The 25,387-nt window shown below is 54.9% G+C and carries 19 protein-coding genes and 1 other RNA gene; 9 read left to right on the forward strand and 11 right to left on the reverse strand.

The genetic code is table 11. The annotated features are described in order from the left end of the window. Positions 1 to 219: 219 nt before the first annotated feature. Positions 220 to 882: an SDR family oxidoreductase gene (locus tag JUK32_RS14100; protein ID WP_204139499.1), complete on the forward strand. Its 663-nt coding sequence runs from the start codon at positions 220 to 222 to the stop codon at positions 880 to 882. A 6-nt stretch (positions 883 to 888) separates the two neighbouring features. Here JUK32_RS14100 and JUK32_RS14105 read toward each other — a convergent pair whose 3' ends face one another. Beyond that, positions 889 to 1,698, reverse strand: a complete 810-nt coding sequence (locus tag JUK32_RS14105; protein WP_204139500.1) for a Nif3-like dinuclear metal center hexameric protein — start codon at positions 1,696 to 1,698, stop codon at positions 889 to 891. 169 nt (positions 1,699 to 1,867) lie between these two features. Continuing rightward, positions 1,868 to 2,941 carry a D-alanine--D-alanine ligase family protein gene (locus JUK32_RS14110; RefSeq protein WP_204139501.1) on the reverse strand — a complete coding sequence of 358 codons (1,074 nt, stop codon included), beginning with the start codon at positions 2,939 to 2,941 and terminating at the stop codon, positions 1,868 to 1,870. A 353-nt stretch (positions 2,942 to 3,294) separates the two neighbouring features. Between JUK32_RS14110 and JUK32_RS14115 the strand changes: the two genes are divergently transcribed. After that, positions 3,295 to 3,468: a hypothetical protein gene (locus JUK32_RS14115; protein WP_204139502.1), complete on the forward strand. Its 174-nt coding sequence runs from the start codon at positions 3,295 to 3,297 to the stop codon at positions 3,466 to 3,468. A 146-nt stretch (positions 3,469 to 3,614) separates the two neighbouring features. Here JUK32_RS14115 and JUK32_RS14120 read toward each other — a convergent pair whose 3' ends face one another. Next, entirely contained in the window at positions 3,615 to 5,897 is a 2,283-nt protein-coding gene (locus JUK32_RS14120) for a ComEC/Rec2 family competence protein (RefSeq protein ID WP_204139503.1), read from the reverse strand. A 395-nt stretch (positions 5,898 to 6,292) separates the two neighbouring features. On the opposite strand from JUK32_RS14120, the gene JUK32_RS14125 reads away from it, so the two are divergent. Beyond that, the gene (locus JUK32_RS14125) at positions 6,293 to 7,078 is read left to right on the forward strand and encodes an exosortase-dependent surface protein XDP2 (RefSeq protein ID WP_204139504.1); all 786 of its coding nucleotides are present in this window, start codon (positions 6,293 to 6,295) and stop codon (positions 7,076 to 7,078) included. Between the two features lie 214 nt (positions 7,079 to 7,292). Here JUK32_RS14125 and JUK32_RS14130 read toward each other — a convergent pair whose 3' ends face one another. Together JUK32_RS14130 and JUK32_RS14135 are read right to left on the reverse strand one after the other, a co-directional pair. Then, positions 7,293 to 8,528 (reverse strand): LL-diaminopimelate aminotransferase, encoded by a 1,236-nt coding sequence (locus JUK32_RS14130; RefSeq protein ID WP_204139505.1) that lies wholly within the window; start codon positions 8,526 to 8,528, stop codon positions 7,293 to 7,295. Between the two features lie 245 nt (positions 8,529 to 8,773). Beyond that, positions 8,774 to 10,342, reverse strand: coding sequence for a SagB/ThcOx family dehydrogenase (locus tag JUK32_RS14135; protein WP_204139506.1), 1,569 nt, complete (start codon positions 10,340 to 10,342; stop codon positions 8,774 to 8,776). 1,022 nt (positions 10,343 to 11,364) lie between these two features. Here JUK32_RS14135 and JUK32_RS28265 point away from each other — a divergent pair. Further along, positions 11,365 to 11,895 (forward strand): pentapeptide repeat-containing protein, encoded by a 531-nt coding sequence (locus tag JUK32_RS28265; RefSeq protein WP_204139507.1) that lies wholly within the window; start codon positions 11,365 to 11,367, stop codon positions 11,893 to 11,895. Between the two features lie 31 nt (positions 11,896 to 11,926). Here JUK32_RS28265 and JUK32_RS14145 read toward each other — a convergent pair whose 3' ends face one another. Both JUK32_RS14145 and trpS read right to left on the reverse strand, forming a co-directional pair. Beyond that, positions 11,927 to 12,928: a methylenetetrahydrofolate reductase gene (locus JUK32_RS14145; RefSeq protein ID WP_204139508.1), complete on the reverse strand. Its 1,002-nt coding sequence runs from the start codon at positions 12,926 to 12,928 to the stop codon at positions 11,927 to 11,929. 126 nt (positions 12,929 to 13,054) lie between these two features. Continuing rightward, a complete protein-coding gene (gene trpS, locus JUK32_RS14150) occupies positions 13,055 to 14,065 on the reverse strand; it encodes a tryptophan--tRNA ligase (protein ID WP_204139509.1) in 1,011 nt (336 codons plus the stop codon). Positions 14,066 to 14,172: 107 nt separating this feature from the next. On the opposite strand from trpS, the gene JUK32_RS14155 reads away from it, so the two are divergent. Beyond that, positions 14,173 to 14,475: a hypothetical protein gene (locus tag JUK32_RS14155; RefSeq protein WP_204139510.1), complete on the forward strand. Its 303-nt coding sequence runs from the start codon at positions 14,173 to 14,175 to the stop codon at positions 14,473 to 14,475. A gap of 158 nt (positions 14,476 to 14,633) precedes the next feature. On the opposite strand, the gene JUK32_RS14160 is transcribed toward JUK32_RS14155, so the two are convergent. The 3 genes from JUK32_RS14160 to JUK32_RS14170 form a co-directional block, all read right to left on the reverse strand. Further along, positions 14,634 to 16,058, reverse strand: coding sequence for an isochorismate synthase MenF (locus tag JUK32_RS14160; RefSeq protein ID WP_204139511.1), 1,425 nt, complete (start codon positions 16,056 to 16,058; stop codon positions 14,634 to 14,636). 387 nt (positions 16,059 to 16,445) lie between these two features. Next, positions 16,446 to 17,996: a site-2 protease family protein gene (locus JUK32_RS14165; RefSeq protein WP_204139512.1), complete on the reverse strand. Its 1,551-nt coding sequence runs from the start codon at positions 17,994 to 17,996 to the stop codon at positions 16,446 to 16,448. A 200-nt stretch (positions 17,997 to 18,196) separates the two neighbouring features. Continuing rightward, complete coding sequence (locus JUK32_RS14170; RefSeq protein ID WP_204139513.1) at positions 18,197 to 18,775, reverse strand: hypothetical protein; 579 nt, start codon at positions 18,773 to 18,775, stop codon at positions 18,197 to 18,199. Between the two features lie 459 nt (positions 18,776 to 19,234). Between JUK32_RS14170 and JUK32_RS14175 the strand changes: the two genes are divergently transcribed. From JUK32_RS14175 to JUK32_RS14190, 4 genes are all read left to right on the forward strand, one after another. Further along, positions 19,235 to 20,389, forward strand: coding sequence for a 5-(carboxyamino)imidazole ribonucleotide synthase (locus JUK32_RS14175; RefSeq protein WP_239112661.1), 1,155 nt, complete (start codon positions 19,235 to 19,237; stop codon positions 20,387 to 20,389). Positions 20,390 to 20,456: 67 nt separating this feature from the next. Further along, a non-coding RNA gene (gene ssrS / locus JUK32_RS14180) (6S RNA) lies at positions 20,457 to 20,639 on the forward strand. A gap of 332 nt (positions 20,640 to 20,971) precedes the next feature. Continuing rightward, positions 20,972 to 22,243: a pitrilysin family protein gene (locus JUK32_RS14185; RefSeq protein ID WP_239112662.1), complete on the forward strand. Its 1,272-nt coding sequence runs from the start codon at positions 20,972 to 20,974 to the stop codon at positions 22,241 to 22,243. 134 nt (positions 22,244 to 22,377) lie between these two features. After that, positions 22,378 to 23,643: a pitrilysin family protein gene (locus JUK32_RS14190; RefSeq protein ID WP_204139515.1), complete on the forward strand. Its 1,266-nt coding sequence runs from the start codon at positions 22,378 to 22,380 to the stop codon at positions 23,641 to 23,643. A gap of 157 nt (positions 23,644 to 23,800) precedes the next feature. On the opposite strand, the gene ald is transcribed toward JUK32_RS14190, so the two are convergent. Next, positions 23,801 to 24,892, reverse strand: coding sequence for an alanine dehydrogenase (gene ald, locus JUK32_RS14195; RefSeq protein WP_204139516.1), 1,092 nt, complete (start codon positions 24,890 to 24,892; stop codon positions 23,801 to 23,803). Positions 24,893 to 25,387 lie beyond the last annotated feature (495 nt).

Genomic DNA, 25,387 nt, shown 5'->3' on the forward strand with positions numbered 1-25,387 from the left:
TGCTCCATCAGTCGCAAATATACGGACTCTTGCCGGGGAACCGGGATCAATTTCACGCTTTTCTCCGCAGGCTTACTGGAGTAGGGTTAGCTTAGAAATAAACGTGTGCTGGAGTTTGAAGCTATCACTACGGTTTGAGAGAAAAATTGGCGCAACTTTTCTATTGGTTTGATAGATGAAAGTCAATGGTTTGCCGCTTGTTATGAAAGGGGAAATTGCATGAAAGCTTTGGTTGTTGGGGCGACAGGGGAAACGGGTCGTCGAATTGTGCGGGTACTAGTCGCAAAGGGGATTCCGGTGAGGGTGCTGGTGCGCGATCGCCAACAAGCGCAGGCGATTTTGCCGAACACGGTTGAGTTTGCGGTGGGCGATGTACTCAAGCGCGACACGATCGAAGCAGCGATCGCTGACTGCACGGTGTTGGTTTGTGCCACTGGGGCGCGGCCCAGTTTTGATCCCACTGGACCTTATCAGGTGGACTACGAGGGCACTAAAAATTTGATTGACGTAGCTCAGGCTCACAATCTCGACCACTTCGTGATGGTGTCATCTTTGTGTGTGTCGCGCTTCTTTCATCCGTTGAATCTGTTTTGGCTCGTGCTGTATTGGAAGCAGCAGGCCGAAGACTATTTGATCAAGAGCGGCGTGCCTTATACGATTGTGCGCCCTGGGGGATTAAAGAACGATGATACGGACGATCGCCCGCTAATTATGGCCCCTGCCGATACGTTGTTTGAAGGCAACATTCCTCGGCTTAAGGTGGCGGAGACTTGCGTAGCAGCGTTACAAGATGCAGCGGCCAAAAATAAAATTGTGGAAATCGTCGCCCAGGAAAATGCGACGACAAAACCCTTCGCAGCTTTATTTGCGGGCGTATCGTAAAGCGCTCTAGGTCGTTTGCCAAAACTGGCGAAAGTCTTCGTCGCGATCGCTCAACTGGGCGGTCTCGGCACCGAGTGATCGTAGCTTGTCGACTAACCGAGCGCAAGCCGGACGTTCGGTGGCGTAGTGTCCCGCATCAATCAAAACGAGACCGCGATCGCGCGCTTCTTGAAACTGGTGAAACTTGCAGTCAGAAGTGAGGTAGGCATCAGCCCCCGATTTCACCACGTCGCCGATGAAACTGGCCCCAGAGCCGCCCAATACGGCGAGGCGGTGAATGGGCTGCTGTAAATCTGCTTCGGGAGAATACAGCAAATCGGGTGGGGTGAGCTGCTGTTGAATGGTTGCCAGCACTTGGGCAAGCGTTGTGGGTTCCGGTATAGTTCCGACGCGACCGTACCCGATACCCGGTTGGGTTGGGGTAATCGGCTGTGGCTGTTGCAAATTCATCAACTGCGCCAACACATCGGCAGTGCCGTCGGGCACCTGATCAAAGTTGGTGTGGGCGCTGTAGACCCCAATGCCGTGGGTGAAACTCAGCCGCACCATCTCCCCAATGGGGGTGCCCGTTTGCACCGATTTGAGGGGACTAAAGATTAGCGGATGATGGGCGAAAATTAAATTGATCGGTGTACCGGCGGCTCGTCGAGCGATCGCTTCTTCCATAACGGCCAGCGTCGGCGTCAGGCAAACCAGCACATGGGCCGATGCGCCCAAGATACCCGGCTCGATTTGCCAGCCGCAGTTGTCCCAGCTTTCTTGCCACTGGGGCGGTGCCCAGGCTTCAAATTGGTCGATCAGTTTTGCAATGGTCATGGTGAAGTCGGCGGCTGAGCGCCAGTCGGGACAATGAATAGTCAGATAGATTTGACCGGGGAACTGGAGAAAGAGGATCCAGTAGTCCGCAATCCTCAGTCGTTGACCTGACCTTAATTTTAGGTAATCCTTCAATTCTCTGTGGGGTCAGACACCTGAAATGCTGGGGTTAGGCGCTGATGGGCTGCGATCGCTCCAGGCCCAACTGGATCAACTGATCCACGAGGGCTTCGAAAGTCATACCGCTAGCCTGCCACAGCATCGGGTACATGCTGGTTTGGGTAAAGCCGGGCAAGGTGTTGATTTCGTTGAGGAAAATCTCACCTGTTGACTCAACGTAGAAAAAATCGACTCGTGAAATGCCCGCCGCATCGACCGCTTGAAAGGCTTGCACCGCCATTTCTTGAAGCTGGCGAGTGACTTCTGGCGACAGCGGCGCGGGAATCATCAAATCGGCTTGTCCGGCAGAATATTTGGTTTCATAGTCGTAAAAATCGCTCTCAAAGCTGATTTCACCGATGACGGAAGCTTTCGGTACGTCGTTGCCCAAGACCGCACATTCGACTTCGCGAGCCTCGACTCCGGCTTCGACGATGATGCGGCGATCATAGCTAGCGGCACTGTCTAGCGCGGCTTCCAATTCCTGGCGCGATCGCACTTTGGCAATCCCGACGGACGAGCCGAGGTTGGCCGGTTTCACAAACGCGGGATAGCCTAAGGCTGCCTCAATGCGATCGCACAGCTTGGGAAAGACACAGGGGTTGGACCATACTTCGGCGCGGGTCACAGCGACATAGTTTACTTGCGGAAGTCCGGCCTGGGCAAAGGCGGTTTTCATGGCAATTTTGTCCATGCCGACCGCCGAGCCGAGCACGCCAGAGCCCACAAACGGGATTTGTAGTAGCGAGAGTAGTCCTTGAATGGTGCCGTCTTCGCCATTGGGGCCGTGCAATACGGGAAACCAGATGTCAATGGCGTTGAGCGGTTGGGGGGCAGGCAAGCGATCGCCTGGGTTCGCGGTTTCACCATCACTAGAGGAAGGCTCGCCCGACTGCAAGACTTGGGCGGCGCGATCGCCAAACTGCCAAACTCCGGCTTTGGTAATGTAGACCGGAATCACGGCATATTTTTCGGCATTGGTTCCCTGGGTGAGGGCTCCCGCGATCGCCTGCGCCGAACAAATCGAGACTTCATGCTCGCCTGAGCAACCGCCAAACAAAACGCCGACCTGTGTTTTTGCCATGATTGCTCTCCCTTTGTCGGTTTCAGAATTGTCTACCATCGCGCTAACTGAGCCCACAGGCGTGAACCAGGGGCCGCGATCACATCTAAGTATTCCTACCACTTCCGAACCGCAAAAAAAACCCTGAACCTCGCAATGGAGGTCCAGGGGTAACAATCAGGGTGCATCTACCACTTCAGTCTTCTCGCGATCACTAGGTCATCCGGAGAAAATTGGCCGAACGCCTGCACAAATCTGCTAGGCGTTACGCAAGTCAATATTGTCGGAGAACTAAGAGTAAAATCTGCTGTATCAAGCAAAACTGTTTGACGGTTGATATTTCGGCAAAATACGCAAAATGTCAAGGAGCCATGATGACTGAGTCTGTGAACTGTGAAAAGCTGGCTGGGGTGCTCAATCGTGCGAGTGCTCAAGGTAAGCACCAATTTTGCAAAATGCTCTGGGGCAACCAGTCAGAATCGATTCAGTCGCAACTGTTGCCTTATTTAACCGAGCAAGCCCAAGATGCCGTGAAAGAAGAGGACTGAGCCCTGCTTCCTCGGCCGATGAGTTATGTGTAGGGCTTGCCAGTCGGTCTACGGGTGAGTTCTGCCGACGCTAGCCAAGTTGCTTCATGTCCCACGGCACATCCCATCGCCGCATTATTTTGAAGAGAGGCGTTACCGGCAATGGCCTAAAACGCTTGGATGCGATGCGGAGTTGAAAGATAGCGGCGGAATCCTTGCTTTGGTTGCCAGGTAATGGCTCCATCTCGGTGGGTCCAAAATACTTGGATGCCTTGCTGCTGGAGCTGACGTTCGAGGGATTCAGGCAACTGCTGACCATAACAAATAGCCACTTGCGGGGCGACGGCTTCCACCAAGGCCGGGCTGAGCTCATCTCCAGCCCAGACTAAGACCTGGCTTTGGAGGGTGGTGCCTGTTTTTGCCAGATGCTCCTGAGTCCCTAATGGCAGTTCAGGCAACAATAGCCAATCTTGGCGATCGCTCAACCGCACAATCGGATTTTCAACCCCTAGCAGTTGCAGCGACAGTTGGTTCAGGGCGGTAGTGGTACCGGCCTGTAATGGATGAAACTGCCCCTGGGAAATCAGGTCGGCGGTTGCCGTATCGGTACTGTAGAGATGCGCCGTTGGCACCTGCGCCAAGAGTCGCTGCCACCCCTGTCGATAGTCGGCCCCAAACGGGAGCGCGATCGCGGATTCCAGATGATTGACGCCCGCCTGGGTTAAAAAAGGCTCGACGGTGTAGAAAGCCGTTTTCGCATCGCCGCTATTAATTAGTGTGGTCTGGCCATGGTCTTGTTGCACCCAGATCAGTTCTTGTCCAGCCGCCAACACCGTGACTTGGTCCTGCGTTGCCCAGTGCCAACCGAGTGGACACACAATCAGCATCAGAAACGCGATCGCGAACATGGGCTGTAGCCAGCCCCGACGTTGTTGCAGCCAACCGCCACCGCCCCAAAGCCCCAAGAGGATGAGATACAGACCGCACAGTTGCCAGCGAGAAATTTGCCCAATGGCGATCGAGCTCCCGGGTAGTTGACTACTCGTTTGCGCGAGCCACAACAGCGCTGCCGCTGGATAGTAGAGCGCATGGGCCACGATGCCCCCAAGGGGTGGAAACACTAATGCTAAAGCACTGCTCGCAATGCCTCCGAGACTGATCACAGTGACCAAAGGCATAGCCACGACATTGAGCACAATACTGAGTCCCGCCAACACATTAAAGTGGTACAGCGTCAACGGTAGAGTCCACAGCGTAGCCGCGATCGGCACAGCGACTAAAGATGCCACCATGACCGGCAGCCAGTCTAATCGGCGCATCAGAGTTGGCACGGTGACGATTAAGCCCCAGGTTGCCGTGACGCTGAGCTGAAAGCTAACACTCCATAGCCAGGTGGGATTGATGAGCAACATGACCGTGGCGGCCATGATCAAGGCTCCAGCCGCTCGCACTCGACGGTTGGTCGCTAATGCCAGTAGCGCGGCCCCACCCATCAAGGCGGCTCGAATCACACTGGCTTGAGCACCCGTTAGTAAGACATAGCAGACCAGCACACCAAGGCCACACCAGGCCTGTAATTGGTTGGAACGCGATCGCAATAGTGCGAGTACGACGCCTAACAATAACGACACATGAAACCCGGAGGCCGCGATCGTATGGGCCAGACCAACCCGCATGAAGACATCTTGGATAGGGCTAGGTAGGTCAACCGCTTTACGTCCCAAGGCCATGGCACTCACCAGTTGTCCTAAAGGACTGCCTAAGGCTCGCACCTGAGTGCGCACAATGCGTTGCCGCACTTGCCAGAGACCCCAGGTGGCCCGGTCAAACGTGAACTCGTGGGCAACGAGGCCTGTAAATGTGCCTCGTTGGGTGAGGTAGGCTCGAAAGTCAAACCCATTCGGATTCATCGCGGGCTGTGGGCGATAAAGCTGTCCCCTTGCAGTCACTCGCTGTCCGGCGTGGAGTCCGGTAACTTGAAGCAGGGGAGCCGTGACATAGACTCGCCCGCTAACAGGAATTTGAAACGTAACCGCACCATCGATATCTAAGACTTGTAAATTTTGAGCAGCGACTAAAAGCCGGCCCTTTAAATCGCGATTGAGGCGCGGATCTTCGATCGCTCTCCCCACAATGACGTGTTCTGTGCCAATGGTGTTAGCCCGTTGTAAGAACTGACTAACATCGTGCGCGCCCGCAACCGGCGATCGTAGGGGCATGTAGATGGCCGCTAACAGCACCACCACTCCCAAGCCGCACCAGCGTCCCGGTTGCCATCCTAACCGCCACGCACGATGGGCCAACCTCCCCCAGCCTGACAGCAGCAGCAATCCCGCTACCCCGGCCCAAGATACTGAAATGACACCGACAGACCCATACCCCGCGATCGCGCTGATGAGCAAACCGACGATGTAGGCAAGACAAAGCGCCAGACCAAAAGACACACCCATTACATGATTTAGTAGAGACCCTACTTCTAGAAATCCCTATTAATAGAGATTAAACTCATCCACCATTGGCAAATCATGACCGATTCAGCAATTCTGCGGAACATCTGAGAAAATCTACTGAGACGTGGATTTTTACAGTTCAGCTCAGCAGACAAAGGACGTCAAATCAACCTGTTGTCGGCTTCGGTCGTCAAAACTGGCGATCGCTGTCACCCTAAATAATTGAACAAATGCACTCTTTGATACATTTTTTGGATCCGTTGGGAGAGTGCTTAAGTGCTAAGTAAAGAATCTGTAAGGTGCAACCAACTTTCGGTTGGGTAGCATCGCTGTCGTCTCGCCGATTTTTACCCGTTATTGTCAAAAGCGTGACAGTCGTATTCGGGTAAGCAACCATGTCTCTTTCTATTTCAAAGTTTGCTATGGCCACCGGGTTAGCCACCGGTACTTTACTCTCAGGTTTTAGTACGAGCCAAGCTTTCGCATTGGGATTCGATTTTGAGGGAACGTATTCCCAGACCAGTTCATCGACAGCCGACATCCTGCTGGAATCGATCACAGTTGGGGATCAAATCATTGACGAGTTTTCTTACGTAACTTCCGCTGAGATCGTCTACAACGACGCTTACACTGGTGGCAACACTGGGGCGGCGAGTGCTGATACTGGAGATGATGCCACGGGAGGTGCACGTGCAGAAGACGCTACGGCGGCAGATGTGGTTGCCAACCTTAGCACTAACAACATTAATCACATTATCGATACAGAAGATAAAGGTCGGTTTGAGATTGACCTGAATTTCAGCGAGGCGATTAAGACCCTCTTTATTTGGGAACGAGGGATGAATAGTGATCTCGGGATTCAAGCTGTCGGTGCTGGCGGTGAATTGCTTGGCAACCGGCTAGACATCACCCGCGATATGTGGTTTAGCACTGGCTTTAAAATCGACACTTCTGAGATCGAAAAAGCTCAGTCGGTTGGTTCCTTAGGGATCAAAATTGCCGATTTGGGTGTACAGGGTGGCGAGGTGTCGACACTGCGCTTCTTCAGCCAAAGTGGGTTTAATGGTCCCGACTGGAAGTTTGTAGGGACCACTGCCAAGGTTCCAGAACCGACTTTACTGCTTGGTTTAGGGCTGCTCGGTGGTGCCATGGCATGGCAAAAGCGCACTAAAGTTGCTTAACCCTTTTTTGTGTGTGGCCTTAGTTGCATGACGGCTTAGTAAAAAAAGGGAGCTAGTGAGAACTAGCTCCCTTTTTTGCTGATGCAATGACGGCTTAGATGACGACGACTGATTGTCAAACATGGCGTCGAGTCAATGAATCAAACTGCGGCAAGGGGCAATTTGAAGTCAGCAGCACCCAACCCCTAATTAGAGCAGATGGCTGATCTATGACCTAAGCTTTGAACTTTTCGGTAATACGCTGCATCGCAGTTTCGACATTTTCGCGGCTGTTGAAGGCTGAGATGCGGAAATACCCTTCGCCAGCGGCCCCAAAGCCTGAACCAGGTGTGCCGACGACGTTGCAAGTATGCAGTAACTTGTCAAAGAAATCCCAGCTAGAGAGTCCATAGGGTGTTTTGACCCAAACATAGGGAGCATTGACTCCACCATAAGTTTGAATGCCCGCTTCGGACAGCTTTTCACGAATGATGCGAGCATTCTCCAAATAGAACCGGATCAGCTTACGGACTTGAGTTTGCCCAGCTCCGGTGTAAACAGCTTCGGCTCCGCGCTGCACAATGTAAGACACACCGTTGAACTTCGTGGACTGGCGGCGATTCCACAACCGGTGAAGGTCAACTTCGGTGCCGTCTGAAGCCGTGACTTTGATGGTTTTGGGCACGACGGTAAAGGCGCAACGGGTTCCCGTAAAGCCTGCATTTTTGGAGAATGACCGGAATTCGATCGCACAATCCCGCGCTCCGGGAATCTCATAAATGGAGTGAGGAATGTCGTCTTCAGTAATGAAGGCTTCATAGGCCGCATCGAACAGCAATAGGGAACCGTGGGTGTGGGCGTAATCGACCCATTGCTGTAAGTGCTCACGAGTGGCGGCGGCCCCAGTGGGATTGTTGGGGAAACAGAGATAGACCAGGTCGATTTTATAGTCCGGAATCTCCGCTGTGAAGTTATTGTTTGCAGAGATTGGTAAGTAAATCAGCCCTTCGTAGGTGCCATCTTCACCTGCTGGGCCAGTGTGGCCAGCCATGACATTGGTGTCTACATAGACGGGATAGACCGGGTCGGTGACGGCAATCGTATTGTCGTGGCCAAAGATGTCGAGAATGTTGCCGCAGTCGCACTTAGAACCGTCGGAAATAAAGATTTCGTCGGCGGTAATGTCGCACCCACGGGCTTGAAAGTCATGGCGCACAATTTTTTCGCGGAGGAATTCGTAGCCTTGCTCGGGGCCGTAGCCTTTGAATGAGTCGCGATCGCCCATTTCTTCAACGGCTTTGATCATCGCGACTCGGCAGGCTTCAGGTAGGGGTTCGGTGACATCACCGATACCCAGTTTAATAATCGGCGCGGTGGGATTAGCCTCCGCAAATGCCGTAACTCGACGGGCGATTTCTGGAAAGAGGTAGCCCGCTTTCAGCTTCAAATAGTTCTCGTTGATTGTGACCATATAAGAAGAAACTCGATTTCACTGTGTTAGATCAGCTTACTTCGATCTGGGGTCAGTGTATCTGCTGAGAGGGTGTTTGAAAAGTTCTCTAGCCAAGGTTTTGCTACCTAGGACACCTAGAAAAACGACGATGAAAGAGGCGTTTCAGCCCAGTCTCAAGGGACCTGGGTCATCTTTACGACGCAAAGCAACCTCTTAAGGCATCCTCTGAGTCCCGGTCAGGGATCGGGGCAAGTGGCAGCCTCTTAACCGGTGGCGGCAGCGGCGGGTCGCCCGAGTGTCGTAATGTACACAACGGCTTCGTCTTCGGGAATGCCCAGCACTTCATTGACTTGGTCATCAAAAAAGCCGCCAATGCCGCTGACGCCCAACCCTAAGCGGACAGCGGCCACATTCAGGCGTTGTCCCAAATGGCCAGCGTCTAAGTGGAGATAACGATAGCCGCGATCGCCATGGCGTGCGATCGCGGCTTTTAAGTCAGCCGTGTGAAAAATGACCGCTCCCGCGTCATGGCCTAAGTCTTGTCCCAAACAGAGATATTGCAACTCAGGACGAAAGTTCTTGAAGCGAATTTGTCGGAGTTCTTGGGTCAAGGGAGCGTAGTAGTAGCAGCCAGCCTCTAACCCATCGACACCCGAAACGGCGACAAAAGTCTGAATCAAGCTGAGGTCGCAATAATCTGGATCCCCATCTAGACCTTGCTCAATGTAGTGATGGGGCTGGTAGACAAAATCCAGCACCGCGTTGAGTTCTTCTAGGGTGAGGTTAGCGCCACTAAATTCTCGGGTCGAGCGTCGCCGCAATAGGGTTTTCTCCATACCTCGCAAGCGCGTGTCCCAGTCAATGGGCGGTGTGGTGGTGGATACTTTGAGGCAAAACGGAAAATTGTATTTGTCGTCAGGAATTGCTGTAGCGGCTGGTCCGACTTGATCGGCCACACTGGGGCGACGACTGTGCCACCGAAAGTCTTCATCCTGCTGGATGCAGGTAGCTTGGTGCATGAGAGGCAGCAGTTCGCCCTCGGCGAGCCGGGGCATCTTGACCTGTGCCGGGCTCGGCTGAGTTGTGGTGAGATGGGGCAGGTTTTGCTCGACTTGCAGCATGTCGGCCAAAGCGGCCACGGCGATCGCTCCCTCTGCTTCAGTATCCAGATACAGCATTTGGTTGATGGCTGAATCGAGATAACCGCCAATGAGGTGCGGACGATAGTCCACAAGGGCACCGGCCAGCTCCAGATTGCCCAACACGTGCCCCGCGTCTAGGCAGATGCGCCGATAAGCGCGGTCTTGATAGCGCCAAGCCGAACGGTAAAACACACTGGTGAGGATGACCGCGACCTGGGTCGTCTCTAAGGCGGGATGCCAAAAGCAAGCGGCCTGCAAGGCTTGCCAGGGGTGGTCGTCCCAAAACCGCCAGAGTGCATGGGTGCGGGCCTGGTAGTTGTATAAGCCAGCGGGCAGTAGCTGATTGCCCCGGGACACCAGGTAAATCTCCGTCGGATATAGACCACCGGCAGAAGGAGCCGCTCGCAGATAAAACGTCTGCCCCATCAGGGTTTGAATCTGAGCGGTGAGGCCGTATACGTTGATCAAAAAGTGGGAAAGCCTGGCCCAGGCCCGCTCATCTGCAGTCGCCTCAGGGTTGACCTTAGATTCTTCTAGGTAAGGTTTAAGGTCGATCTCCGTCCCGAGCCGATAGGTCTTGAAGGGCTCAGGCTGGGCTCCTTGCATCGCGCGACCCGCCTGAGCAATCGAGTCAGGACTGTATTTAGTGCGATCGTGGAAATATTCCGCTATTGAACTGAGAGAACTCATACGATTAGCAGCTTCAGCAATCCGGCTGTGCGCAGCTCCACTGAAAAGTTGAATGTTGAATACAGCCCAAAAATTGGGAGCTGTTATGAATTACTCTACATTCTCGCCTAGGCGACTGACAGCGATCGCCCTCGAAACCATCAATATTTACGGTCGCTAACTTGTATGCGCCAACATCAAAGGCGTTTCAGCTGCACAACCCCATCGACATTTGAGCTGGATGGACATTTGCGAGGGCCAGCGGCTCAGGGCGTGATTCACAGACTGCGTGACTTGCGAGTCTTTCGAATGACTTCATCGTTAGTTATTAGCTGGAAACACTCCAACGAAAACAACGGACAGGCTGAGAAAATTCAACAGGAGGTTGATGCTAGCTAGCAACCTGGGAGTCCGTCGTTCAAAAATATCTATAAGCGTTACTTTTCTCAGCCATTAGTGAAAGTAGATATGAGGCTGAGATAAATCCAAAAATATCTTTAAGCCAGGTGAAACATTCGTCAAAGCACTGTAACTTAACAACCGTTAACTGACTATTGAGAGGGATAAAGTTTGCTGCATTAATCGTTATTTTTTCAGCCAATGTGTTCTCAGTGGATTGAAAATTTTTGGCTGACAACGTCCTGTCAAGTGTTGCTTAGGTTTCCTTTTCTAGGCCGAAATCGGCTACTCGTAAAGCTACACATTTGTGTCGTTTGTCTGTGTCAATTTGAGTTGCGCGCCAGACTCTATGTTGGTGAAATTGAGCGCAATAGTTGAGGCGGTTTTGATGGATTCAATAGGTGTGGTGGCGGCTCATAGATATTTATGGTGGTGAACTCTCAACTCCCAGCGAGAAGGGCTTTCTGGTTGAGTCGGCCATCATTTAGCCTCACGTGGAAAACTGCCTTTGACCCGTTTTGTTGGATCGAGCTGAGGGCTGTTGTCAGGGTGAAGTAGATCTTGGTATGGGCCCGATTCGCAAGCGATTTAGGGAGTGAAACTAATAAAAGGGTTGTTGGGTGTTCAGCGGAAAATTTGATTTTATGGTGATGCTAGATTTTAGTGAATTATTGGCTCGCTATCGGGCAGGCGATCGCCGATTCCCAGGTGTCAAGATCGAACATGCGGATGAGTTTGAATGTGATTTGCGAGAAATTGATCTCTTTGCAGCGACGATTAATAATGTTTATTTGCCGTATGGCAATTTGAGTCGAGCTAATCTGCAAGATTTGGTGGTAAAACAGGGCAACCTTGGCGATGCCAAATTCACCAACAGCAACTTGAACCGGGCACAATTAGACGGCGTCAATTTGTCGCGGGCTGATCTGCGCTATGCCCGACTGCGGGAAGCGAGTTTCTGTCGCTGTAATTTAAGCGGGGCCGACCTGACTGGGGCTGACCTGACTGGGGCCGACCTGACTGAGGCTGACCTGACTGGGGCTGCACTCCAAGATGCCGATTTGAGCCAAGCTTGTGTAATCGGGGCGAATTTTTTTCGGGCTGCTAATCTGGATGTGGCGAACGCGAAGTGCGATCGCACCACAATTTTGCCGGACGGTCATTACTATCCCTGAGCCGATGAATGAGGACGCTGGGGATCAGGACTTATCCCTCGCCGCCGAGTACCTTGGTCCGGTTGAATCGGACGCGCGCAAGTTCCGTAGGCTCACGTTGTGTGACGGTGGGCGTCGCCTGTAAAGGTTTGATCCCAGCGAGATCTAAAATTTCAGGAATTAAATCTTCCCGCCGAATGGCCATCATGTGCACGCCCTGGCAGAGATCCTGGGCGGCTTTGACCTGTTCCGCCGCGATCATCATGCCTTCGCGGAGGGGCTCTGAGGCGGTCGCCAAGCGTTGAATAATGTGCTCAGGAATATTGACGCCGGGGACGTTGCGGTTAATGAATTGGGCGTTCTTAGCGGACTTCAGCAGAAAAATGCCGGCCAAAATGGGGCGATCGCAGCCCACCGCGATTTGATCCATAAACTTTTCTAGCCGCTCAAAGTCATCGATGAGTTGACTTTGAAAGAATTGCGCTCCCGCTTCGAGCTTTTTGGCAAAGCGCCGCTGGAGCCCCGACCAACTGCGACATTGGGGATCGATCGCGGCTCCGGCAAATAATCGCACCGCTTGATTGGGTAAGGGGCGATCGCAGGCATCCACACCATTGTTTAACTGGCGGATGAGCTGCAGTAGCCGTACCGATTCCAGGTCAAAAACGGGACGTGCTCCGGTTTGGTCGCCTGCTTTTACCGGGTCGCCCGTCAGCGCCAAAATATTGCGAATCCCCAGGGCATAGGCACCCAGTAAATCGGCCTGGAGGGCAATGCGGTTGCGATCGCGGCAGGCCATTTGGCAAATTGGCTCCAGCCCTTGCTGTCGCAAGATGACTGACGCAGCTAGAGATGACATGCGCATTACCGCACGGCTGCCGTCAGTAATGTTGACGGCGTGGACTCGCCCCCGCAACTGCTGAGCCATCTGCACCATGTGGCTCACATCCCCCCCCTTGGGCGGCATGACTTCTGCCGTGATCAAAAACTCCCGAGCCTCGGCAGCTTTTTGGAAATGTGAGGTGGGTAAGGCGTGGGTATCAGTGGGCGACATCAAACTGGTTTAAAGAAAATTTTGGTTGCAGGTAGAAATAGAAGAGGCATCCAGAGGTCAGCTATTTGGTCAGTATATCCTGCCACCTTTGCCATGCTGAAGTCAGAGTAAGCGACCGTTAATGGTCTAAAGCGGCTGTGAATAGCCCAGAGCTGATTTTGCTTTAGCAAGGGTTTGCAGGGCGATCGCTTCCGCTTTTTCGCGCCCCTCCCGCAGAATTGATTCCAAATAGGCGCGATCGGCCATTAGGGCCTGATATTTTTCTTGGATGGGTTGCAGTGTTGCCACCATCGTCTCGGCCAGCAACGGTTTGAATTGTCCCCACCCCATGTCAGCGCATTCCTGCGCCACAGATTCTTTAGTTTGGCCCGATAGGATCATGTAGAGCGTCAGCAAATTTTGGCATTCGGGGCGATCGGGGTTATCAAACTCTAGACCGCGCACCGGGTCACTTTTGCAGCGCTTAATTTTTTTCAGAATCAGCTCTGGCGGATCAATTAAATCAATGCGGCTCATTTCGGAGGGATCAGACTTCGACATCTTTTTCGTCCCATCCGTCAGACTCATGACCCGCGCCCCCGCCTTTTGAATCATCGGCTCTGGCACCTTGATGACAGGTTTCTCATCGCTGCCATATTGAAAGTTGAAGCGATTCACAATGTCACGGGTGAGTTCCACATGCTGTTTTTGGTCTTCGCCAACGGGCACCAAATCCGGCTCATACAGCAAAATGTCGGCGGCCTGCAATACCGGGTAGTCAAACAAGCCGACCGTCACATTCTCCCCTTGCTTGACGGCTTTCTCTTTGAACTGGATCATGCGCTCCAACCAGTTCAGCGGCGTCACACAGTTGAAGAGCCAAGCCAATTCGCTGTGGGCCGAAATGTGAGATTGTACAAAAATAGTGGATTTTTGCGGGTCGATGCCACAGGCGAGGTAAGTGGCCGCGACTTTGTAGGTATCGGCAGCCAGCGCCTTGGGATTATGGGGCACCGTGATGGCGTGCAAATCGGCCATGAACAAGAAGCTGTCGTATTCCTCTTGTAAGGCAACCCAGTTGCGGATGGCCCCCAAATAATTGCCCAGGTGCAGGTTGCCCGTAGGTTGAATGCCCGAAAGAATACGGTTCTTGCCCATAGATCAGAAAGTTATCAGTCTGTATACTCTGTTTACGCATTGTATAAGAAGCCCTAGAGCATTTCGGCTTTAAAAGCCTGTTTGTGTTGTTCAGAGAGAAGGAAGCCATGGATAAGCCCCTATCACAATCTCCGGTGAAAGCCTTGGAAAGCGCGATTAATCTGGCGCAAAATACTGATTCCAACGAGCAAGCCCACGCGACCTTTAACGAAGTTTTAGAGACGGTGCGGGCGAATGATCCGCAGACTGCGGCGATGTTGCAGATGCTCTGGCGCGAATATGTGACGACCCAACGCTCCGCGACCTTTTGGCAGGAGTTGTGCCAGGTGGAAAAGCATCTCTCCGAGCGGATTACGGAAAGTCACGTGCAGCTACGACAAAACTACTTGCGGTTGATGCAAGAACAGTAATTGGGGTTAAGAATCCCTGGCTAGCAGTTAATGTTTTGCTAGGGCTTGAGGATCAGGAGGGGCGTTACACACTTTGCGAGTTGTGACGCCCTTTTTGCTCTTGATTGGGGGACGATAAGCAAGAGGCCGCACTCGGGAAGCGTCACGCCTGTTGTCTTTTACCCCAGGGCTTCGGCTAGGGCTTGCAGCTTGAGCTGAATTTCGGCGAGTTCTTGGGCGGGGTCAGAGTCGGCGACAATGCCGGCACCGGCAAACAAGCGGGCCTGATTTTTTTGAATTAACGCTGAGCGAATGCCAACGATAAATTCGCTGTTGCCGGCAGGGTCGATCCACCCCAGGGGAGCGGCGTACAGGCCCCGATCGCAGGTTTCCTCTTGCTGAATGCGATCGCAGGCTGCTGCCATGGGGACGCCTGCCACGGCCGGCGTTGGGTGCAGACACTCGACTAAGCGCAGGGGCGAGGTCTGGGGGGTCACCTCGGCGCAGATGGGGGTGTGCAAGTGTTGAATATTGGAAAGTCGCAGCAGTCCGGGGGGGGTGCTGTAGCAAGGATGCAGTCCTTCGGCCTCCAGGCGCTGCACAATGAAATCGAGCACGAGTTGGTGCTCCTGCTGTTCTTTGGGATTTTTGAGCAACTGCTGGCCGATCGCGCGATCGCGCTCAGGCGTTGGTCCTCGGGGGGCCGACCCGGCCAGCGCATCGGTGACGAGTCGCCCCTGGCGGATGCTCAGTAAGCGTTCGGGACTGGCCCCGATGAAGTGGCTATCGGCTGCTCCGGAAAAGGAAAAGATGTAGCAGTCGGGATAGCGCGATCGCAAGCGGGGCAGGGCAATGTCTCGCCGAAAGGGGTGGGCGCGGGTGACATCAAAGGCTTGGGCCACCACTTGTTTTTGCAACTCATGCCGGTGAATGGCGGCGAGGGTATTCGTCACCTTTTGCTGAAACTGTTGGCCTTCGGGCAGGGCCAGTTGGGGCTGCCAGGCAACGGCGTCGCGGCCGCCGGGACTTTCCCGTAGGCGGGCGGTGGGGGCCAGGCGCTGCAACTGACTCACCTGTTCGGCGATCGCCCGCGCCAGGGGGGCTAAGCGGCTGTGGGGACGAATCAGCACATTGGCAATCAAGACGCAGCGCTGCTTTTGGCGAACGACTTGCCAACGGGTGAGCAGCACCGTTGCCGGGGTAAAGCCCCCAATGGCCGCAGCGACGGTATCAAAGAAGGAAAAGCTACAGAAAAAGTAAGGCCCCTCCGGTCGTTGGGGAAAGGCGTGGATGTGAGGCTGCCAATGGGCAATGGTCTGACGGGCGGCGGTGAAGCGATCGCGACCGCTGAAGTGCTCACAAATGAGGGCATCCCAGGCGGCGATCGCCTGTCCGCGGGAGGGTGATTCAAAATAGCACTGACGCTGATGGGGTTGCGGATAGGTCAATAACACCGCCAACGGATCGACCATGGGCAGCGGAAACGACAAGCTCGCCAGCTGTTCGGTGTTGGCCTGCTGGGCCTGTTGGAGACAGGTTTTCAGCGCTTGATGAATCTGGGGGTAATGGGGGAGAGGATTCGACCTTGAGGGTGCGACTGTCATAGAGAGTGATAACAACCGATGTCAAAACAGAATATTAAAAATGAATTGTCTTCAGGCTGAGGTCAACCCGAGATGAAATGCCCAAGCGGCGCTTTTTCAATGGTCGCATCAATTTTGAAAGAGCACCGGATCACCCCATGAAGAACCATTAAGCTACCGGGGGCGGTGACAGGGCGGCAACCTCTTTTTGCGCTCACTGCCCACCTCCCTGCCAAAGCGGGTAAGGCGGCCAACGATCCTTGGCCCGCTGTTCACGTTGTCCCACAGTTCAGGCGCTCCACCCTGAGTTCCTGATGCAAGTGATCGATGTGTTCCCGAATTTACTCTATAGTTTCCGGCGTAGCAGCGAGTGAGTGATGATCGCCTATCTACCCCAATGACAGCGGCTTAGCCGATGCCCAAACGTCCAGCCAGAGAGGGCGTGAGCGGCAAGAGGGTGGCCAGGGTGAGAAATAGAGCGAGCAATCCCAAGGCGGCGCGAGCATCGTCGGGCTCGGTGAGTTCGTTCGTGGCGGGGCGCTCTTGATTGCGTTGCAAAAACAAAATCAACACGGCCCAATACAGAGCGAGGGGGTTGGCGAGGGAGGCGATCGCCAAAATGATGAGGGTAATCACCGTGGCGCGGCCTGCCGTTTTGCGACCATAGATTGACTGCACGATGCGCCCCCCGTCGAGTTGACCGGCGGGCAGTAAATTCAGTGCAGTAATCACCAGGCCCAACCACCCCACCAAGGCCAGGGGATGAATATCGATAAGCGGATTGGCCAAAGCGTCGCCCAGCACAATTTTGGCAAGCGCTCCGACGAGTACAGAACCTTGGAAAAATTCAACGGGTAACTGAAATTCACTGCCGGGATGAGAAAGCAGCAAACCTACAATCAGCAGCGCAAAGGACAGGATGCCGCCGACTGCCGGGCCGGCGATCGCCACATCAAAGAGTACAGAACGATTGGGCAAAACTGACTCAATGCGGGTGAGGGCACCAAAAGCCCCGATATCCCAAGTGGGCAAAAAGAACGGCCAACTGAGCCTGACCTGATTCTGTTGGGCCATGACCCAGTGGCCGATTTCATGGGCCACTAGAATCGTGATGACGCCCGCCGCAAAGGGCAGCGCCTGGGGCCATTTTTCGGGGGTCGATAGCAGATCAAAGCCCATCAAAATGCCGCTGGCTTCTAGGCAGGTTAACCCAGTGGCGATCGCCATTACCACGGCAAATCCTTTTTGCACCGGGGTTAGGGGTTTGGGGTCTGTGGTTTTAGGCAGGGCGACGATCGCGGGCTTCCCCTGCGGATCGGCCACCAGAAAGAGGCGAAAGCGCTGGTCCAATCGCTCATCTGCCAAGGTGGTGAGGGTGGCGATAGTGGCTTCTGGCTCGCCGCGTAAATTGCCCTTGAAAATGGCCCCTTGGTCGTAGGGTACGGTCTCGGTTCTAAAAAACGTATCGACGCCAAAAATGCCTTCCAAGGCGACCCGATCATCGGGGGCGATCATCGGTTCTGCTTCGGTGTCTGGCGAGTCAGATGACTCTGGCGGAGCGGTCTTCGCCGCCGCATTGGCCTCGGGGCGATCAACCGGGCTGCCCAACTCAGCGGTATCCGTAGCCGTACCCTGGGCAATCTCTTGGGCGATCGCTTCCGACGCCGGGGGTGACATAAACTCTTTCAGCTTTTGGGCCGCTAGTTCGTCTTGTCCCAACACTCGCAAACGCCGCCCTAAATAGATGTAAGTCCCTGCGGATGCCACCACCAACAGCAACACCCCGGCTAAATTGATGTAAATGCCGAGGGTGAACAGGCCAAAAAACAGTAGCCAGGGCAGCATCAGCACCACGGATTGTAGCCAAGCAAAGACGCCGATTTTGCCGTAGGGACGAGCGCGCACAAAGCCCCAAACGAGGAGGGCGATCGCGGCCAAAAAGATGAGTAGCGTAACCATAGGAGCGGTATCGGTGGGGGAGCCTCAACTCTAGTTAATGTAACTGAGTGCGGACGTTTACACCGAATTTCTCCCGTTGGCATCGCCTGCCATGGCGGTTCTGGCTAGCTTCCTAAGAGTCGGGCCTTGCCCTCGCCACCGCGCCTTGCTTGCCGCCACCGCCTAGCTACGCGCTTAGGTTAATCAAGCATCGGGGTAGCTCAATGACGGTGAACCCACCGACTGCCGAGGGCGATCGCCCCCACGGCGATGATTGCCATCCACGAGGTCGGCTCCGGAATCGTGGTTTGCGCTTCGGCGACGGGCCGCGTTGGAGTGACCATCGCAAAAGTTTGCTGGGTATCTAAGTCGGCGGCGATCTGGCTCAGGACATTGGCTCCGCCTGCCACGTCCGAAAAGCCCACTGCCACTGCGGCCACCCCCGCCTCGACATCGTAAACAAACCAAGGCGACGCTCCCCCAAAGGCCGTGTTGACGGTAGTTGCCCCAAAGGCATCAAAGGGAGTTGCACAAATGGGGCGATCAAAGGGACTGCCCGCAGCGCAATCAAATACCTGACGAGCCGCTTTAGTCGCGAAGGTGAAATCGTTTTTGGAGTACCACGGTTGAGCTTGCAATTCAACAATGTGGTCTCCAAAAACGCCTAATTTAAACTCGATTTTGTAGTCTGTGTCGCCAATCGTGACAGTGGGGGGCAAGGGCTGGGCCAATACAGTCGTGGCTAAGCTGCCGCTTGCCGCGATCGCAGACCCAATAACAACCAAAGATTTGATCAACATGGTGACGAAGTGGTAGATAGCAGAGACTGATTCACCGTTTCGGGTGACGTGTACTTAGGCAGAGCTCCGCAGCGATCAATGAGCCTGACCTAGTTAACGCCCAAATGTTAGCACCGTAGAATTAATTGCGGTTTTGAGGTCAGGCGAATGTCCCAAAGCTGGCGCACGGCTGGAGGCATGGCGTTGCTGGGGCCAAGCCTGAGTTTTGCCCTGACTGGACTCATCGTTCTAGCCGCGTTATGAGGCCGATGGATCGATTGAACATCGCACCGTTGACTGCTCGAAGTACTGACTGAAATCCATAACAAACTCTCTTAACCTTGCCAAATCGACCCGGGCATGGGTGCGATGGCGTCAACTCTTACCACCGCGAGGATGTGGTAAGCCTAATGTGGATAAACCGCAAACTTAGTGCTGTCTACGCTGCCTGAGCAGCGTGCGCCGAAGGTAGGAAGGATGATGGCAAAGCAACGAGTTGGGGTAATTGGGGGCGGTCAGCTCGCCTGGATGATGGGGCTAGAAGCGCCCAAATCGGGGGTGGAAATTGTCGTTCAAACTCCCCAAAAAACTGATCCGGCGGTGCCGACAGCGGCTGATTGTGTGTTGGCTGCCGTGGCCGATGCCGTAGGGACGAAAGCGCTCAGCGATCGCTGTGATGTCGTTACCTTTGAAAACGAATTTGTCGATTTGCTTGCCCTTGCGCCCTTAGAAACTAGCGGCGTGCAATTTTGCCCCCGCTTAGCCGCGTTAGAGCCGCTATTGGACAAATACACGCAACGCCAGTTTCTCGCTGGTCACGGCTTGCCCAATCCGCCTTTTGTCACACTAGATGACACGATCGCAAACGATGCCGTGGCCGACATCGCCGCCCCCATCGGCTTTCCCCTGGTAATGAAAACGCGCCGCTTGGGGTATGACGGCCAGGGTACCTTCATGATTGCCTCCGCCAGTGAACTGTTGACGACCTGGCAGCGCATTGAGCGCCCGCCCGTCCTGCTCGAAGCCTTTATTCCCTTTGAAAAAGAACTGGCGGTGATGGTGGCGCGATCGCCCAGTGGTGAAATCGCGGTGTATCCCGTCGTCGAGACTCAGCAGGTGAATCAGGTGTGTCGCCGAGTGATTGCCCCGGCTGCGGTGCCGGAGGCCGTGCAGCAACGAGTGACGGCGATCGCCCACACCCTCATCGAAGCCCTCGACTTTGTCGGCGTGTTGGGCATTGAACTTTTTCTCGCCCCAGGCGACGAAGTTTTGGTGAATGAAGTCGCCCCTCGCACCCATAACTCCGGGCATTACACGCTGGATGCCTGCGAAACCTCTCAATTCGCCCAGCAGCTCTTGGCAGTGACGGGGCAGCCCCTCGGCAGCACGGAGATGACGTGCGATCGCGCCCTTATGGTCAATCTGCTAGGCTTTGAAACCTCCACCAGCGACTATGCCGAGCAGCGTGCCCAACTCTCGCAAATTCCCCAGGCACAGGTGTATTGGTATGGCAAGCAGGGGGCGCGTCCCGGTCGCAAACTCGGCCATGTCACCGTCTGCCTACAGGCTGAGGATGACTGGCAAAACATCTTGAAAAAGATTGAGACCCTCTGGTATCCCCTTGGCGAGTCGTAATCTCTAGATAGAGAATTCGTATAACCCCCTTGCGATCGCTGGGGTACTGTTGGTTATGATGGCGGAAGGTTCACTACGGCGTTGGTGACTGCCAATACTGTTTGTCGATCTATGCTTTGTCTCTAAGGGAATCAAGATGTGCCGATGGCAGTAAACCGAGCTTGTACTCGGAAACTTAAAATCGGTGCCAGCATTCCCACCTGGTTCTTCCAGGTCGGAAACTGAGGTAAGACGGCGCTGCGGTGAATACCTTCTTTGAAATCCCTTTCTGCCCAGCAGAGAGGGATTTTGTTTTTTAAGAACGCTAAGGACTAATTTAAAGAAGGTTAACGGGGAGACGGAGTTCATCATCAAAGATGAGCAAAATTCGCTACCCTGACAGGGCATTCAACGCTAAAAAATACTTAGCCCTCGGTAGATGTGCTCGTCCCCGGTAGCAAACACGACTGTTTTGTGTACCTACCTCAGTAACTCTCGAAGGGATCTTGGGCTTGGCTCCGGTTCGGTGACTGTCCGCAACGAGGGGTTAAGGGGATGCCGGGCATCTGACCCGCTGATTTATTCATACGCGATCGCGCCATTTTGTCATTGATTACTACAACCTTGACCTTTCCCGGCACCGTCCATCGTCTCGAAAATGGGCTGACGGTGGTGCATCAGCATATGCCCGCTACCCCGGTCGTGGTCGCTGATGTTTGGGTGAATGCCGGCGCAGCCCAGGAACCGCAAGACTGGATGGGCATGGCCCACTTTTTAGAACACATGGTGTTTAAGGGCACTGAGCGGCTGCTGCCAGGCATGTTTGACCACACCATCGAAACCCAGGGGGGATTTAGCAACGCCGCCACCAGTCACGACTATGCCCACTTTTACATGGCGGTGGCCGCCGACGCCTTGCCCACGACGTTGCCCCATCTGGCCGACCTCGTGCTTCATGCCGCAATTCCCGCCGATGAGTTTGTGCGGGAGCGGCAGGTAGTGCTGGAAGAAATTCGCCAAGCCCACGATGATCCTGACTGGGTCGGCTTTCAGGCCCTGTCAGAACAGGTATTTCCCGACCATGCCTACGGTCGCCCCGTGTTGGGCACGGCGGAAATTTTGGCGCAGCGATCGCCCGAAGAGATGCGCAGCTTTCACCAACGGCACTACCAGCCCGACAACATGACCGTGGTGATCGCGGGCGGCATTCCCCTGGAACCGACCCTGGACTTGGTGCGCCAAGCGTTTCGAGCTTTCCCCACGCCCCCGACGTCACCGCCCGCCGCGACCCCCGGCAAAATTGAGTCTTGGTGGGGCGTGCGCCGCCAAGTGTTACGCATTCCCCGGTTGGAACATGCCCGCCTGACCATGGCCTGGATGGGGCCGGGAATCGATGATCTGGACGCCGCCTGCGGCATGGATATTCTATCGACCCTGCTGGCTGAGGGCCGCAGTGCGCGGCTCGTGCGCGAACTGCGAGAAGAACGCCAATGGGTGTTGGATATCAACAGTAGCTTTTCCCTACAGCGCGATTGCAGCCTCTTTACCCTGCAAGCCTGGCTCGCCCCCGAGGTGGTCGATGCCGTCGAAGCGCTGATTTGCGAGCGGCTGTCAACGTTGGCGGTGCAAACGGTGCCCTTAGCTGAGTTAGAGCGGGCCCAGCGATTGCTCGTCAACGACTTTGCCTTTTCCACCGAAACCCCGGGCCAACTCGCGGGGCTGTATGGGTATTACAGCGTGGTGGCTGCCGCCGCCGATAGCTACAGTTATCCCCATCGCATTCGCGCCCACACCCCGGCGTCGATCGCTAGATTGGTCAACACCTACCTATCGACCAATGCCTACGCTTCGACCGTGTTGTTGCCGACGACGTAACTGGCAAAAGCCGCTGAATGCTCTTCCACCAGCCAGGCTCAGGAACGGATTTTCGCCTGTTCGGCAGTGTCGGCCCTGGTAACTGGCCCCCCGTCACGCTTCGCTCTATTCACCTGTCTACAGTCTCCAATTCTATGACCTTGTCTTCTCCTGCCAAACGGCCCATCCTGCACCGTACTGTTTTGGGCAATGGCCTCACCGTTCTCGTGATCGAAAATGCGGTGGCGGATATTGTGTCGGCGCGGCTGCTCATCAAAGCGGGCACCGGACGAGAAGCGCGATCGCAGGCGGGATTGTTCAGTCTACTAGCTTCGCTATTGACGAAGGGGACGACCCACCGCTCCTCCATGGATATCGCCGAACAGGTGGAATCCGTGGGGGCGAGTGTAGGCACCGATGCCTCGGTGGACTACAGCCTGATTAGCTTAAAGACCGTTACCGCTGACTTTGAAACGATTCTGGCCCTCGTGGCAGAGATCGCCCGTGATCCCAGCTTTCCCGAGGCCGAATTTGACCTTGAACGATATCTGACGCTGCAAAGCCTCCGTTCCATGAAAGAGCAGCCCTTTACCCTGGCGTTCAATGCTTTGCGGGCAGCCATGTACGGTGATCATCCCTACGGTTTACCGGGGATCGGCACCGAAGCGAGCGTCGCCAACTTGACCCCGGATGATTTGCGGCAAGCCCACCAAGCCTTTTTCCGCCCTGACAACTGCATCATGGTCGTCTCTGGGCGGATTCAACCAGAGGCGGCGATCGCCCTTGCCGAGCACTATTTAGGCGACTGGGCCGCCCCCGAGACAGCCATTCCTGCCCCCAGTTACCCCCCCGTGCCGACCACGGCGACCCACGCCGTCATTCCCCAATCCACCAACCAATCCATCCTCATCTTGGGATACCCGACCCCAGCCGTCCATGACCCGGCCTATGCGGCGTTGAAATTGCTCAGCACCTACCTGGGCAATGGCCTGTCTAGCCGTCTGTTTGTAGAACTGCGGGAAAAACGCGGTCTCGCCTACGATGTGTCGGCCTTTTATCCCACCCGGTTGAGCCATTCGCAGTTTGTCGCCCACATGGGCACCGCCCCGGAAAATCAGGCGATCGCCCTGCAAGGACTGCGGCACGAAATTGAGCGTCTCGGCCAGGAACCGCTCACCAAAGATGACCTAGAAGCGACGAAAAACAAGCTGCTCGGCCAATATGCCCTGGGTAAACAAACTAATGCTCAACTCGGTCAACTCCTGGGCTGGTATGAAGTGCTCGGCCTCGGGGTCGAGTTTGATCAGGTCTTTCAAGACACCATTCGCGCCATTACTGCCGACCAGGCGCTAGCCGTCGCCAATCGCTACTTCCGCGATCCTTTCACCGTTGTGCTCGGGCCAGAGCTCGCAACTGGCTAAAGGGGACGGTGGCTAAAGGGGACGGTTCCCTTGGCCAGCTCCTGACTCCATCGGTCAATCCGACAGGGCACCGTCCCCTGAACAGTTCCAGCAAGGACAAAAGGAGACGGTTCAATTCCCCCCGGCCAGTCCTACCGTTGCGACAAGACTTGTGAAGTTAAGCGACAGCCAAATCGGGAAACGTTTCCTGGACGGCCGGGTAGACAATTTTGCCGGCCTTCACATTCAGTCCCTGGGCCAAGGCCGCATCCTGTTCTAACGCGGCCAAGCCCTGATTTGCCAGCTTCATCACATAGGGAAACGTGCAGTTATTCAACGCTTGGGTGGCCGTCCACGGTGCGGCTCCCGGCATATTGGGCACGCCAAAATGCACGACGCCCGATTCGACATAGGTGGGCTGGCTATGGGAGGTAGGCCGCAAGGTCTCAATACAGCCGCCCTGATCTACCGCCACATCGATAATGACGGAACCGGGTTTCATCTGGGCGACGAGGGCTTGATTCACCAGGGTCGGGGCTTTGCGTCCGGGGACGAGGACGGCCCCAATGACCAAATCAGCCTGCGGCACGACCGTTTCAATCTGGGCGGCGTTGCTGTACAGCAGCTCGACCCGTGAGCCAAAAATGGTTTCCAAATAAGCGAGGCGATCGACGCTAATATCCAAAATTTGCACTTGGGCTCCCATGCCGACGGCGATGCGGGCGGCCTCAGTGCCGACAATGCCCCCACCCAGCACGGTGACTCGCCCTGCTGCTACACCAGGTACGCCCCCCAGCAACACGCCCCGTCCGCCCTGCTGTTTTTCTAGATAGCGCGCGCCAAACTGCACTGAGAGGCGGCCGGCAATGATGCTCATAGGGGTGAGGAGCGGCAGTCGGCCATCGGCAGTCATCACGGTTTCGTAGGCGATCGCGCTAATGCCACTCTTCACCAAGGCTTTAGTCAACTCCCGCTCTGCCGCTAGGTGCAGATAGGTAAACAGCAGCAAGTCGGGCCGAAAGTATGGGTACTCTGACGGCTGCGGTTCCTTCACCTTGACGACCATGTCTTGCGACCAGGCGGCTGCCCCATCCGTCACAATTTGTCCCCCAGCGGCGTGATACTCCTCATCAATGAAGCCTGCACCTTTTCCGGCCCCCGTTTCAATAAAAACTTCGTGACCCTGGCGGCACAGGGCTTGCACACTAGCCGGCGTCAGCCCCACCCGAAACTCCTGATCTTTGATTTCCTTTGGTAAACCAATTTTCATAAAACAGCACACCTTGTGACTTGCTTGCAGTTATTGAGCTTATACCGTTGCGTCTGCCTGGCTTGTCCGGATGCTTACTTTTGGTAACGTCAGTTCGGGTTATGCCAAATCCGGTGACGTTCCTCTCCTGGGAGGAATTAATGGGGGGAAGCCGCTGACGGTCCCCACCATTGGCGGAGGTGCCGACCAATGGGTTTCAGATGAGGCTGAAAGTGCCTCTGCACCCTTATCGCGAACTCAAGTTTGGTAAGCTCGGACAACTCAATTTTGGGTTCAGCATTTTCTGCGATGGGACGCGTGCGCGGAGGCGACCACTGGGCTCAAGGTCGCTGGTCAACTTGCCGGGAATGGTCCCTTGATCGTTCACAGCGATCGCAATTGAGCTGCAGCTGAGGGAAGTTTGTCCAGCAGAAGTTTATTAATCAGGCGTTGAGTGGCATCGCGGATAATTCTGTGTTGTCAGTCTTGAACCAACTGGCGACCACAATTTTGGTA

The sequence above is a fragment of the Halomicronema sp. CCY15110 genome (assembly GCF_016888165.1).
Classification (GTDB): Bacteria; Cyanobacteriota; Cyanobacteriia; order Phormidesmidales; family Phormidesmidaceae; genus Halomicronema.